The sequence below is a fragment of the Roseofilum sp. KMC-1 genome (assembly GCF_057802075.1).
The window spans coordinates 4,210,972-4,225,179 of record NZ_CM173605.1 but is presented as its reverse complement, the minus strand read 5'-3'; the positions used below and the strand labels follow the sequence as shown (position 1 = coordinate 4,225,179).

General features: G+C 45.7%; 7 protein-coding genes and 1 pseudogene. 3 read left to right on the top strand and 5 right to left on the bottom strand.

Annotated elements, in window-relative coordinates; genetic code table 11:
- The first annotated feature begins 419 nt into the window (after positions 1 to 419).
- Entirely contained in the window at positions 420 to 1,457 is a 1,038-nt protein-coding gene (gene phnD / locus AC3FZD_RS19385; protein ID WP_488737588.1) for a phosphate/phosphite/phosphonate ABC transporter substrate-binding protein, read from the top strand.
- Between the two features lie 272 nt (positions 1,458 to 1,729).
- Here the strand turns inward: phnD and AC3FZD_RS19380 are convergent, their stop codons facing one another.
- Together AC3FZD_RS19380 and AC3FZD_RS19375 are read right to left on the bottom strand one after the other, a co-directional pair.
- On the bottom strand, positions 1,730 to 5,413 hold the full coding sequence (locus AC3FZD_RS19380) for a Calx-beta domain-containing protein (protein WP_488737587.1): 3,684 nt from the start codon (positions 5,411 to 5,413) through the stop codon (positions 1,730 to 1,732).
- A gap of 189 nt (positions 5,414 to 5,602) precedes the next feature.
- Positions 5,603 to 6,718, bottom strand: a complete 1,116-nt coding sequence (locus AC3FZD_RS19375; RefSeq protein WP_488737586.1) for a TIGR03032 family protein — start codon at positions 6,716 to 6,718, stop codon at positions 5,603 to 5,605.
- Positions 6,719 to 6,822: 104 nt separating this feature from the next.
- On the opposite strand from AC3FZD_RS19375, the gene AC3FZD_RS19370 reads away from it, so the two are divergent.
- Entirely contained in the window at positions 6,823 to 8,388 is a 1,566-nt protein-coding gene (locus AC3FZD_RS19370) for a B12-binding domain-containing radical SAM protein (protein ID WP_488737585.1), read from the top strand.
- 571 nt (positions 8,389 to 8,959) lie between these two features.
- On the opposite strand, the pseudogene AC3FZD_RS19365 reads toward AC3FZD_RS19370, so the two are convergent.
- The 3 genes and pseudogenes from AC3FZD_RS19365 to AC3FZD_RS19355 all read right to left on the bottom strand — a co-directional run.
- Positions 8,960 to 9,850: pseudogene (locus tag AC3FZD_RS19365) on the bottom strand (glycosyltransferase family 2 protein); the annotation flags it as partial.
- Between the two features lie 54 nt (positions 9,851 to 9,904).
- Positions 9,905 to 11,377, bottom strand: a complete 1,473-nt coding sequence (locus tag AC3FZD_RS19360; protein WP_488737584.1) for a carotenoid oxygenase family protein — start codon at positions 11,375 to 11,377, stop codon at positions 9,905 to 9,907.
- 117 nt (positions 11,378 to 11,494) lie between these two features.
- Positions 11,495 to 11,782, bottom strand: a complete 288-nt coding sequence (locus AC3FZD_RS19355) for a DUF2470 domain-containing protein (RefSeq protein WP_488737583.1) — start codon at positions 11,780 to 11,782, stop codon at positions 11,495 to 11,497.
- A gap of 126 nt (positions 11,783 to 11,908) precedes the next feature.
- On the opposite strand from AC3FZD_RS19355, the gene AC3FZD_RS19350 reads away from it, so the two are divergent.
- A complete protein-coding gene (locus AC3FZD_RS19350; protein WP_488737582.1) occupies positions 11,909 to 13,831 on the top strand; it encodes a S9 family peptidase in 1,923 nt (640 codons plus the stop codon).
- Positions 13,832 to 14,208: the final 377 nt, after the last annotated feature.

The following is a 14,208-nucleotide window of genomic DNA, read 5'->3' as shown; positions in this document are numbered from 1 at the left end:
GCTAGACCTTGACTAAACATTCTTGAGAAACTCTAATTTTCAGGGTTTTACGAGTTAAGAAAATGGACAAGTGAGATAAACTTACTAAGGTTTTCATACTTCGCAGCTACACCTTTTCGGCTTTCCCATAACCCTGTCTTTCCGGACTTGAGGTTTGGCTTAACCGCTGACTTTGCAGGGGGTTTGCCACTGGTTTGAGGGCTATGTTCAACTGCGACCGGACTCTAGAGGGGAGACACCGGTTCTAGAACCCAAATTTAATGGTTTAATTGCTTGCTTTGGTGTCTATATTGTTTACAATAGCATAGTTTTTTCAGAGTGCCAGCATTGTTTACACAAATTTAGGACTCTTTACACAGTGCAATATTCATCGACGAGAGCTTAAGTATAATGGCTGATTTTTCCAGGATGTTTTAACTATGAACGCAAGTCAAAGAATCGGGATTAACCCAGTTTCTCTCATGCTGATCCGTGGCGCAGTTCTCCTGAGTTTGGCAGGGTGTAGCCCCTCTCAAAATCCCCCAAAGGAGACCGTACAAACCCCTCAAGGGGAATGCGATCGCCCCGAAGCAATGGATCGAAGATATTGCGATCGCAACCAAGATCTCCTTGCCGATCTCCCAGAAAATCCCGAATCCTGGGTCAATCCAGATACCCTCATCTTTGCCTATCTACCCATTCCTGATGCCGCCAAATACGAATCCGTTTGGGCAGAATTCATCACCCATTTATCGGAAACTACCGGCAAACCCGTGCAATTCCTCACCCTAGACTCAAAAGCCGATCAACTGAAAGCCTTAAAAGAAGGTCAACTTCACATTGCTGGATTTAGCACCAGCACCGTTCCCCTTGCCGTCAATCAAGCCGGTTTTATCCCCTTTGCCATGATGGCCTCCTCCGATGGCACATTTGGCTATGAAATGGAAATCATCACCCATATTTCCAGCCCTCTCGATAACCTAGAAAGCTTATCTGGCCGTCAGTTAGCCTTCACGGATGCTAACTCCTATTCAGGATATATTTTACCCCGCGCCCTCCTAGAAGCAGGCTATAACCTCAAAGCCGATCAAGACTATAAAGCTATATTTTCTGGCTCCCAGGAACAGTCTATCCTCGGCATTCAAAACCAAACCTATGAAGCAGCAGCCATTGCCAACGATGTCCTGCAACTGATGTGCAATCGTCAGGAAGTCGATTGTAGTCAATTCCGCTCCCTCTATCAGTCCCAAACCTTCCCCAATGCGGCCTATGGCTATGCCTACAATCTTGACCCAGAACTGGTGAAGGCGATCGAAAAGGCTTTTTTAACCTTTAACTGGTCGGGAACAGGCTTAGAGCGCGAATTTGCTGGCACAGGAGAGGATAAATTTATCCCCATCGACTATCAAATCGATTGGAGTCAGATCCGCACTATTCAGGAAGCGCAAGGAGTCGATTACCAATTGCCTCAAGATTAAATACTCTATGGGATAACCGAAATCGAGTTATCCCTGGATATATAGCAAACCTAAATGAGTTACAGCAGTTTCCTCTGCTATGAGGTACATTAAATAGCGGTTTTTATAGATCGCTAGAATACCTCACTCGCGCTTATTGAGTCTGTTGTTTACTCCCCCATTCCCCCATTCCCCCACAGAGGGCGCAAAGCGCTGTAATTAGACCTTGATTGCGTTGAATAGTGATTCTGTAGGGGTGCAAAAAGGTTTCAGCCCTACAGAATCTATAGGGATTAAACCACGCCAATATTAACTGCAACAAAGCTATTCGCAGAGAGAGCAGCCGGTGGAGTATTAGCAACAATGCCCAAAATTTGACCCGATGGATTCACACGAATCACCGTATTCCCAGCGACATTTTCTAGGACTAAATTCTGAGCCGTCAAACCACCGGTTAAGCCAATGCGATCAATCCCAACTTGGAAATCGGCGATAAAATCAGCTTGCTGAATTTGATTAACTGCTGTACTGGTACGCAGAACCAAGATATCTGCACCCAAACCCCCAAAAAGGATATCTGCCCCAAAATCACCGCTCAGGGTATCATTACTATCCCCACCATTGAGGGTATCATTATCCTGGCCACCAAAGAGCAGGTCGTTGCCCAAGTCTCCAAAGAGTTGATCGGCTCCCTGGTTACCATAAAGGGTATCCTCATTCTGGCCGCCCCGGACGACATCATTGCCTTGCCCCCCATAGAGCAAGTCATTGCCCGCATTACCGTTAATGGCATCGTTGCCTTCATTGCCATTAATGCCATCATTTCCCAATCCACCAGAGATAATATCATTACCCTGTAAGCCGGAAACTTGATCATTTCCAGCTCCTGCATTAATCACATCATTGCCTGCTGTACCAAAGATGCTGTTATTGCCTGAATCTCCAGGGGTGGGAGCTGGAGTTGGGGTTGGCGTAGGTGTCGGAGTCGTCGGATTGGAGGGGGGGGCAACCGGATCGGAAGGAGTGGGAGTCGGAGTTGGGGTGGGAGTCGGGGTTGGGGTGGGAGTCGGGGTGGGAGTTGGGGTGGGAGTTGGGGTGGGAGTGGTGTCGTTATCGGCGATCGCCGCCGTCACACTCGCCAGAGTAATATTATTAAAACTCGCATCCGTGCTAATGCTCGTATGACGAATTACACTACTATGATTCCCTTCCACAACCGTATCATCAACTGCTCGTACCATTGCCGTTTGTGGCGTATTCCAATTGGTCGGAGTAAAGGTAAAGCTAGAAGGAGTGATCAATGCCTGACCATCAGGAACAACAGAAATCACCACATTTGCTGAAGGTTGACGAGTCAAAACCACTGTGTAATCGTCCGTTGCTCCTCCTTCAACTAAACTGGTGCTACCCCCAGATTCTACAAAGCTAACTGAACTATTCGGAGTCGGCGTTGGAGGAGAGCCATCATCATCGGTAATCGTAGCGGTTACCGTTGGCACAGGAGAGTTGTTATAACCCGGATCGCTCGGAGCGTTAACGGTATGGCGAATGGTGCTGCTGTGGGTTCCCTCTGCCACATTATCATCTACTGCTGTGACGGTAACGGTTTGGGCAACATTCCAACTATTGGGAGTAAACACAATCGTTGAGGGTACGGCTGTAGATTGAGTATCGGCAGCAACGGAAACAATCACATTACCCGTGGTGGGACGACTCAGGCGTAGGGTATAGGTATCGGTAGCACCTCCTTCTGTAATAGCTGTAGTCCCCCCAGACTCCTCTAAAATAACCCGTCCAACTTCCGCATTGATGACGGAGACATCGCTAGGATTAATACCGTTATAGCTAGTATCAGTACTGGTAGCCGCCGCCAGCAGCACCTGATAAGCAACATCGCCATCATCAAGATTATCGGGAACTCCAGTGATAGTAACGGTCTGTACTGTATTCCAATTGCTGGGGGTAAACACCAAGCTCTGGGGCGCAACTGTGCCTTCTGTGGTATCACTACTACTGACGGGAATGGTGACATTGGCTGTTGGCTGGGTATTCAGGACGACTGAAAATTGAGCGGTTGCTCCCGCTTCCGTCGTCCTCAATCCTGATGTGGGATTAACGGTAATGCCAACGGTGTCATTATCTACATTGGTGACAGTCACTTGGCCGGGGGTGAGAGTATTATAATTCGTATCGCTACTGCTGACGCTGGCGGTAACCGTATACTCGATATTACCATCCGCAATTTGATCGTCAACCCCAGTAATGGTGACCGCTTGGGTAACATTCCAGTTTTGGGGAGTAAAGGTTAATGTGGCGGGAGAAACTGTTCCTTCACTGGTGTCATTACTGGTTAGATTTACGGTCACGTTAGCCGTAGGTTGGGTATTTAAGGAGACATCAAACGTCCTTGTTCCCCCTCCTTCACTGGTGGTTAATCCGGTTTGAGGCTCCAGTTTCAAACCGGGGATATCATCATCTAGGATTTCTAGAACTGTGGTACTTTGCTGACCGAGTTCGGCATTACTGAGGTTATCCAGGTTGAAATTAATGGTTTCTGTCGATTCTGTGGCTTGATCTTGGCGAATGGTAACGGGAACAGTTTTAGTGGTTTCATTAGGATTAAAGGTGACGGTGAGGGGGAAGTTCGTATTTTCATAATCTCCAGTGGCTCCCCCGGTGGCGGTTCCTCCGGTAATATTGACCCGTACTTGGGAGGTGACATCTAAATTACCACTGCGGTTGAGGGTAATTGCGCCATTGACAAGAGTGCCATTTTCGTTAACTTGATACTTGGCTTGTGAGAAGCTAATCAGGGTATTGGAGACGTAGCGCTGGGCGTAGATTCCGGTGGCATCGCCATCTTGCCCTTGACTTTGCCAGGCGATCGCCAATTGCCCATTATCGGAGATGGCAATTACGGGATTGTCCTGATCGTTCGTTGTAAATGTATTAACCTTAAGTTCCGCCCCTTGCGGCTGTCCTTGGGAATTATACTGCCGAACATAAACCCCGTCTCCACTCCCATCTTGACCCGCACTTTCCCAAGTAATATAAAAGCCCCCATTATTATCCATGGTGACTTCCGGTGATTTTTGCTGCCCTGTAGTAAAAGTATTTACCTGAAACTCCGCGCCTACAGCCGCCCCATTACTGTCATAGCGTTGGGCATAAACCCCTTCTTGGCTCCCATCTTGACTGGCACTCTCCCAGGTAATCACAAACTGCCCATTGTCATTCATTGCCACTGAGGGATTACGCTGATCGTCAGCCGTAAAGGAGTTTACCTTAAATTCCCCTCCCACGGGGCTACCATTACTGTCATAGCGTTGGGCATAAATTCCTTCACCGCTACCATCTTGTCCGTTGCTCTGCCAAGCGATGATAAAGTTACCATTGGCATTCATAGCTACTGCGGGGAAGGATTGGAAATTGGTAGTAAAACTATTAACTCTAAATTCACTACCCGCAGGACTACCATCGGCATTATATCGTTGGGCATAAATGCCATTACCATCACCATCTTGTCCAAAACTAGACCAACTAATCACAAAATTGCCATTACCACCCAAAGCAACAGCAGGAGCTTCCTGAAAGCTGTTCGTCTGCGTATTGACTCGGAATTCTGAACCTTGAGCCGCTCCAGTATTGCTATACCGTTGGGCATAAACCCCATTGGCACTACCATCTTGCCCATAACTTGTCCAAGTAATTACAAAGTCTCCATCTGTGTCTATTCCCACAGAAGGCTGAAACTGCCAACTGTTGGTTTGAGTGTTAACTCTAAATTCACCACCTTGAGCGGCTCCAGTATTGTTATACCGTTGGGCGTAGACTCCAGTTTGACTGCCATCTTGGTTATAACCGGCCCAAGTAATGACAAAATCACCATCAGCATCGATCGCGATCGCTGGTGACTCTTGGCGATTTGCCGTTGTACTATTAACTTTAAATTCTGAACCAACCGGGTTGATAGCCATCAGTTTTCTCTCCTAGGGGAATATAAGGTAAATGCAAGGGATAAGAGTGCGTCAGGGGTAATCTGTTTTCGAGTTAATGTTATCAAGAGATTTCTCTTTTGGAGAACACCACCATAGAGTTCAATAATTACGGGTGAGAGGATTTTAAGATTTTTTGATATCTCCCCTCCTAGAGTACCTAAACTTGTCCTATCCCGGATCGCTAGAATCTCGTATTTCTGAGGAAGGACGCAACCAATAGGCAAAGTCAGGAGCGGTAAAAGCTTGGCGAGTCGCCGGTTTTTCCAAATTTAATAGGGTGGGACGCTTAACTCCAGGGAGAACTTGGATATCATACAACTCTTGAGCTACGCTGGAAAAGCTTAAGCGGCCGATCGCCTCCCCAGTTTCCACATTAATAAGCGCTACACCACAAACTAAACTCGGAAATCGAGTTTGCAGGGGCAAACCGCCAAAAATAGCGGTTTCTCGAATTTGAGAGAGGGCGACTAGGGCCGTATTTCCCACAAAAGCTAAACCGCGACCAAAGCCAGGTAAAGCACAAACCACATCATAAGTATAGGTTTTCGGATCGATGCGCCACAGCTCCCCCGTGCCAGAGTTGAGCATCCATAAATAGCCCTGATGCCATCGTGGAGAATGGGGCATGGAAAGCCTATCTAGGATGATTTTGTTAGTCTCTACGTCCAGAAGAATGCCGCCAGTGGCTTTGTTCGATCGCCATCCCCCAACGGTATTACTTTTGCCTAGAGCCGTGACATACTTGGGTTTTCCGTTCACCATCGCCAAGCCATTTAAGTGACATCGGTCTTCGGGTGCAAGTTCAGTGATAAACGGGGGTTGCCATCGGGGAATGAAGCTAAAATCATGACTGAGGGTAGCTAAACAGGAAAATCGAGTATTGACGATCCAGATATCCTCTTGTTGGCCAAAACTGAGGTCATGGATATTGAGATCTCCCGTCCAGTAGCTGACGCGAGGCAGATAGAGGCTATCATAGCGCCCCGGTTGATGCTCTAGGTAGTGTGTGGCTAGGGTGGGTGAGTTAGCACAGAGGATAACTTGATGACGGGTGGCGATCGCCAAACGATGACTGGATACGGCTAACCCCATGGGTTTATCAAACTGACGCAAGAGTAGATTAATCTGCTGTCCATTCCATCCGATGACGGCCACACTACCGGCTTGATAGGTGCTTAAAATAAGACTATGATTAGCCACAGAGAGCCATTCAATAAATCCGGGATCGGCATCACAGGCGATCGCCATCTGGGATGGAGAAGCCAGTTGGGGGTCAAAAGTCATAGTGGTGTTTGCTCGATATTTTCCAAGGGCGATCGCATCAAACCTATTTTATTGTTATAACTAAGCTGTAAGCTGTTATCTTGGCTGTGAGGAAACCGTAAAACGTGAAGGTCTTATTAATTTATCCCCTATTTCCACAAACCTTTTGGTCTTATGATACCCTGCTGGACTTAGTAGACCTCAAAGTGTTGTTTCCCCCATTAGGACTGATCACCGTCGCGGGCATTTTACCGCAAGAGTGGGACTTTAAATTATGCGATCGCAACGTCCGTCCCGTCACCGAAGCGGAATGGCAATGGGCCGATCTCGTCATCCTCTCCGCCATGATCGTCCAAAAACAAGACCTGATCGATCAAATTCAAGAAGCCAAAAAACGAGGAAAATTAGTCGCTGTCGGGGGCCCTTATCCGACCTCAGTTCCCAGTGAACTGCAAGCTTCTGGAGCCGATTTCCTCGTCTTAGACGAAGGAGAAATTACCCTACCTTTACTGGTCGAAGCATTAGAAAAAGGGGAAACCAGCGGCATCTTTAGAGCCATAGAAAAACCGGACGTAACTATCACCCCCATTCCTCGATATGACTTGCTAGAACTAGATGCCTATGACTCCATGTCCGTACAATTTTCCCGTGGCTGCCCCTTTCAATGTGAATTCTGCGATATCATTACCCTCTATGGTCGTAAACCGCGCACGAAAGATCCCCAACAACTTCTAAAAGAACTCGACTACCTGTATGAACTGGGTTGGCGCAGAGGCGTGTTTATGGTCGATGATAACTTTATCGGCAATAAACGCAATGTTAAAAAATTCCTCAAAGAACTCAAAGTTTGGCAAGCTGAACATCACTATCCTTTCAGATTTAATACCGAAGCCTCCGTTGATTTAGCCCAAGATCCAGAACTGATGGATTTAATGTCTGAATGCTATTTTGATGCTGTATTTTTAGGTATTGAAACCCCAGATGAAGATAGTTTAACCCTAACTAAGAAATTCCAGAATACTAGAGGATCTTTGTTAGAAGCAGTCGATACTATTACTCGTCATGGTTTGCGTCCCATGGCAGGATTTATCATTGGTTTTGATGGGGAGAAAAAAGGAGCTGCCGATCGCATCATTCAGTTTGTAGAAAAAGCAGCTATTCCCACTGCCATGTTTGGCATGTTACAAGCTCTGCCCACAACTGCATTATGGGATAGATTAGAAAAAGAAGGACGGCTCTTTTATGATGGCAAACAGGATGGCAATCAACGGGCATTAATGAACTTTATTCCCACTCGTCCTATCGAAGAAATTGCCGAAGAATATATCAATGCCTTTTGGACATTGTACGATCCAGAAGTCTTTTTAGACCGTACCTATCGCTGTTTTCTCAAGTTAGGAGTGCCGAAAGCTACCCCAGCAGCAAAATTGCCCAGTTTGACAGATCTCAAAGCCTTAAGCATTATTGTTTGGCGACAAGGTTTTAAACGGAAAACACGCTGGAAATTCTGGAATTACTTATTTTCAATTCTGCGCCATAATCCAGCAATTTGGGATCATTATTTAACAATTTGTGCCCATGTCGAACACTTTATGGTGTATCGGGAAATTGTCCGCGATGATATTCAGCAGCAACTGCGAGAATTCAAGAAAAAAGAAGAGCAACTTGCAAAAATTCCCTCTACTCTATAAGGGTGAAGGCTTAGGATTTGACTAAGACAATTTTCCGGACTTTTCCAGTGCTAGAGAGTCCTAAACGGTTTTTAAGGGCATTCAACAAAATATTCCAAGCTACTGGAGATAAGGCGCTTGGAAAAATTAATAAATAGGCTTGTTTGATTTGCCCTTCTTTTAAGGCTAAAAGACCCCAGTGTAATCTTAAGTAGTCTTGAATTTCTGCCAATTCAGGAATAGATGATCGTTGATTTTTTTGTAAAAAACGATAAAACTTTTGCTTGAGATTAACTAACTTTGTATCAGAATATTGAGTAGAATTCAACGAAAATTTTAAGGGTTTCTCCAGGTCTTCGGATTGACTCAACAACGGCCAAAATTGAGGCTTCAGAAAGATGGGAACTGCTATTTTAATCGCTAAAATGATTTTCCCTTGCTGCCAAGCTAATTGGCTGGCCCTAATTTTTATTCTGGCTTGTAAGGTTTTAATGTTTTGGTTATTCTGTTGTCCTTCTGTCAAAGAAGAATTTTGAATATTTTTAACTAGCCTATTATAGATAGGATGAACACTCAAACGATCGGGATTAAGACGATACACTTGGGCCTGAATCAACAATTTCCAACTGGCAATGGATAAAAGATTAGGGAGAATCATATGAATAGCTTCTGAAAAATGCTTCTGCTTTAGGGCAGCTAATCCCCAATGAATATTGAGATAGGATTCAATTTCCGCCATTCTGGGAATTTCTTGTCTGTGTTTATCGGTAACTAATAGATAAATTTGACTCTTAATTAAAAGATTAGTTTCTAATCGTTGAGTAATTGAGATTTTTTTGTTATACGCTCCTGGCCAAACGGTTCGATAAGCTAAGGTTTCATTAATAAATAGAGCATCTCCAAATTGGGAAATTTTGAGCCAAGAGTTAATGTCATCGCAATTAGCATCTAAACTAGAATCCCAACCTTGAGACTGGATAAAAGCATCCCGTTTACAGGCTACCTGAATGGGGGTTCCAAAGGGGACTAATTCTAGTAACATTCCATAGTGAATATCTTCTTGAGGAATATAGAAAATTTTTCCAGGCCCTGGTTTTCTCGTAATACTTAATACTTTTTCGTCAAGATCGACTTGGGCTGCTTGACAGGAGCAAATGACAGCTTGAGGATGGAGGGCGATCGCCTTGCTCATCTCTTCGATACAATGGGGTGCAAGATAATCATCATCATCGATAAATTTAATCCAATCCCCAGATGCGGCTGCCACTCCAGCATTGACGGTGGCTGAATGACCGCTATTGACTGAATTGCGATGATAAACGACTTGCTCTCCTAAGCTTTCTACATAGGCTGCTGTGCCGTCTGGAGAGCAGTCATCGGCTACAATTACTTCACAGGGCAGGGTTTGATTCAATGCTGAATCGATCGCCCGTTTGAGTAAGGATAAGCGGTTGTACGTGGAAATAACGATGCTAAATTTCATCAGCAATTTTGGGTTTTAAGGACAGCAAAAAGAGCGATTGCCTTGCACCACCGATCAACCCATTCCCAGTTGTTGCTTGGATACCCAACTTCCATGCAATCCATAGGGAATATGATGTTGCAGATGGAGTTTCCCGATTGGCCCCTGTTCTAGATTTTGTGCATCTAAGATGATGATATCAGACCGATGGTTTTGGCTTTCGTAAACCACAGAAATCAGCCACCCTTGATCTTCGACTTCCGATCCGGGTTTAGAAATAAAGACGGGTTCACTGACAAAACCATGGGGGGCATTACTCCAAAATTGTGTTTCTCCAGACTGGTTATCCCGCTTGAGAATTCCTTGTAAAGGAGCGCTACCCTGATTGTGGTGAGCAGCTCCTAAATAGACATAGCGGTGGCATTTTCCTACCCATTGGGGATGAATCTGGGGAAACTCACAACACCGGGATTCTAAAAGTTGGCGATTTCCTCTTCTGTGAGTTAAGTCTAGTCGAAAACGCCATAATTGGCTAGGTGCAAGTTGATGAAAATCGGTGTAACGAAAATCACTGCCCTGCTCAATTTCTGGAAAAGAGTCATAGCCGATCGAATCTAGAATAATTTGTGTTCCTTCTTCAAAGGCATTGACATGGTGAAACACAAATCCAGAGTCAATTTCTATCATTTTCATAGATTCATGGTCTGAACGAGGAATGACCCAAACTTTGGTCAGATTTTGGCGATCGAAGTTAATGCATTCTCCAGGGCCGCGCAATCCGAATAAAAAGGGAAGGGGATTAAAGGAGACTGGATTTTGCAAAAACAGATAATATTGGGGGGTAATGGCAAAATCATGGATAAAGCAGAATCCGGGAATTTCATGGGTACTTTGGCGTAGGAGTTTACCCTTGAGGTTCAATTCCCAGACTGTAATTTTACTGTTTAAACCGGGTTGAATGGAGAAGTTGACTAAACAGGGTTTACCGCGATCGCCATGGGGGTCGATTTTGGGATGAGCTGAGAAGGCTTGACCGGGTTTTAAGAGGCCGTCAAAATGCTCTAATCCGAAGGTATCTAAGGTTTGCGGATCGAGACGGTGGGGTTCTGCTCCTTCCCATAAAGCTAAAAGGCGATCTGCCCAATAAATGATATGGGTATTGGCTAAATTTTTCAGTCGCAAGTCAAAGAGATTGGCCAACCATCCACCGGGTTTTTGAGTGCCGAATACACCACGATATAAGGGTTTCCCGGCTTTTTGTTCTTCTACATATCCTTGGGTTTGCACATAGCGATTACGATAGTGGGCCCGACCTTCTCTAAAGGCGATCGCGCTAATCATCCCGTCTCCATCAAAGGGATGGGCGATCGGATATCCACCAATATCTAATAATCCGGGGCCATTGCGTAGCAGCGTTCCGTCTAACTCTTGGGGAATTTCCCCTTCAATATCTTCAATCCAATAATCATATTCATGGGGTTGAGATTGGTATCCTTGGCTCCACTGGTGCAGATCGTAGGATAAGGATGGGTGAGATTCAAGTTGCATAATCGGAAGTGAGAGAAAAAAATGATACAAGACTTTACAAAGTTTATCATTTTGTTCTCAAAATGGGTTATCGGTTGGGTAATGGAGAGAGTTAACCCAACTCGATCGCCCCAAAACTTAAGTTGAAGAGTGTTGTCTGGCTTGTTTGACCATCGCGATTAAGGTTTGGTGAGCATCTTCAGAGTCCACCAATTGATGATCAAAGGCTATCCGTAAGGAAACCGATTGACCCTCCACCTGAGCGGTAAGATCCATACCATCAGAGTCGATCGCCTCCATTTTGGCACTATCAGTTAAAGGCATTTGCCCAAAGGTTTTGGCATATAGGGCGATCGCATCGGCATGATCTTCATTCATATGCTTACAAATGCGATCGCTCACTTGAGCTGTAATTACATCAGACATCAGACGAGAGTTCCTCTAAACTTCACTTAAATTATAAGGAACAGTGCCAACACAAAAAAGGCGCTATTCCCCATTTTCCCATTCCCGATTACCATAAACGATGCAGACTTTATTCTCCTCTCCCCTATGACTGAACCCCAAATGAGTCCCTATGGATCTTGGAAATCTCCCATTACCTCAGACTTAATTGTGGCAGGTGCGATCGCCCTCGGCGGCCCTCGCATCGATGGAGGTGACCTCTACTGGTCAGAAGGTCGCCCCAGTGAAGGAGGACGCAGTGTCATTGTCAAACGCACTCCAGACGGACAAACCCAGGACATTACCCCCACTCCCTATAATGTGCGAACCAGGGTTCATGAATATGGGGGAGGCTCCTATTTAATAGACGAACGAGTAGTCTATTTTGTGAATTTTGCCGATCAACAGCTCTATCGGCAACCCGTGGGCGAAGATCCCCAACCCTTGACGGGGGAAAGTCCATGCCGTTATGCTGACTTTCGCTTAGACTCGCGCCGCAACTGTCTGATTAGTGTGCAAGAAGACCATAGTGGGGAAGGAGAACCGGTTAATCGCATTGTCAGCATTGACCTAGAAACGGGTAGCACCACGACCTTGACTGAAGGCTATGATTTTTACGCCTGTCCTCGGTTAAGTCCGGATGGTTCCCAACTCTGCTGGATCTGCTGGAATCACCCTAATATGCCTTGGGACGGGACCCAGTTATGGGTTGCGCCAGTGAATGAGGATAGTACATTAGGCACAGCGACTTTAGTGGCAGGAAGTACCACGGAATCGATCTTTCAACCCCAATGGTCACCGGATGGGGTATTGTATTTTGTGAGCGACTCGACCAACTGGTGGAACCTCTATCGCTGGACAGGCAGTGCTGTAGACCCCCTCTTCCCCAAAAATGCAGAGTTTGGGCTTCCTCAATGGGTATTTGGCATGAGTACCTATACGTTTGCTGATGCAGAAACGATCATTTGTATCTATTCGGAAAAGGGGAATGATACGCTGGCTAAACTGAACACCCGCAGCAAAACTTTAGAGGTTATTCCCACTCCCTACAGCAGTTTGTCTGCGCCTCAAGTGCGGGGAAATCGGGTTATCCTGTTAGCAGCATCGGCAACCCAACCGAGTGCCTTAGTTGAATTGGATATATCGGGGGAAAATCTAGAGATTATTTATAAGTCTAGCCAGCTTGCGATCGATCCCGGCTATTTGTCGGTTCCAGAGTCTATTTGCTTTCCCACAGAAAACGGCTTAACGGCTTATGGGTTTTATTATCCTCCGCAAAACAAAGATTACCAAGCACCAGAAGGGGAAAAACCGCCTTTATTGGTCAAAAGTCATGGGGGGCCGACGGCTGCAACTTCGAGTAGTTTTAATCTGAAGCTGCAATATTGGACAAGTCGCGGCTTTGCTATCTTGGATGTCAACTATGGGGGAAGCACTGGATATGGTCGGGAGTATCGCCAACGGTTAAATCATGCTTGGGGTATTGTGGATGTGGATGATTGCGCCAATGGAGCCAAGTATCTGGCCGAGGAGGGTAAGGTCGATGAAAATCGGTTAGCTATCTCTGGGGGAAGCGCGGGAGGATATACGACGCTGTGCGCTCTGACGTTCCGGGATGTGTTTCAGGCGGGAGCGAGTTACTATGGAGTGAGCGATTTAGAAGCTCTAGCTATGGATACCCATAAGTTTGAATCGCGCTATTTAGATGGCTTGATTGGGCCGTATCCTGAATGTAAGGAGGTTTATGTTGAGCGATCGCCCATTCATTTTACCGCACAACTTTCCTGTCCTGTGGCCTTTTTCCAAGGACTCGAAGATAAAATTGTTCCCCCCAACCAAGCGGAAATGATGGTAAATGCTTTGAAAGAAAAGGGTTTACCTGTTGCTTATGTTGCTTTTGAAGGAGAGCAACATGGTTTCCGCAAAGCGGAAAATATTAAACGCGCTCTTGATGGCGAATTTTACTTTTATTCCCGCGTTTTTGGCTTTGAGGTGGCTGACAAGGGGGGAGAAATTGAGATTGAGGGTTGATTGGTTTTAGAATCAGACATAGCTGTAGGGGCGAAAAATTTTTCGCCCCTACATATACAGCATTTTTCGCTGCTATTCGGTACATTTTGATCCCCCCAACCCCCCTTAAAAAGGGGGGCAGTAAAAGTCCCCCTTTTTAAGGGGGATTTAGGGGGATCTTTCATGCTGTACCTCATATCAAATCCGGATAAATACTTGTCATTGCGACCGCAGGGAAGCAATCGCCGAGACTTCCGAGATTGGCGAGATTGCTTCACTCCACTGCGTTCCGTTCGCAATGACTTATTAGGGTTGATTAAGTGGACTTGATATAATATTTGTCTGCTAGTCGTTTACTATTAGTAATAAACCACAGAAAAATATGAGTATCTAAGAGA

Bases quoted from the DNA above. Each gene is read 5' to 3' on its own strand.
- phnD (WP_488737588.1), top strand. From the start codon at position 420: ATGAACGCAAGTCAAAGAATCGGGATTAACCCAGTTTCTCTCATGCTG.
- AC3FZD_RS19380 (WP_488737587.1), bottom strand. From the start codon at position 5,413: ATGGCTATCAACCCGGTTGGTTCAGAATTTAAAGTTAATAGTACAACG.
- AC3FZD_RS19375 (WP_488737586.1), bottom strand. From the start codon at position 6,718: ATGACTTTTGACCCCCAACTGGCTTCTCCATCCCAGATGGCGATCGCC.
- AC3FZD_RS19360 (WP_488737584.1), bottom strand. From the start codon at position 11,377: ATGCAACTTGAATCTCACCCATCCTTATCCTACGATCTGCACCAGTGG.
- AC3FZD_RS19355 (WP_488737583.1), bottom strand. From the start codon at position 11,782: ATGTCTGATGTAATTACAGCTCAAGTGAGCGATCGCATTTGTAAGCAT.
- AC3FZD_RS19350 (WP_488737582.1), top strand. From the start codon at position 11,909: ATGACTGAACCCCAAATGAGTCCCTATGGATCTTGGAAATCTCCCATT.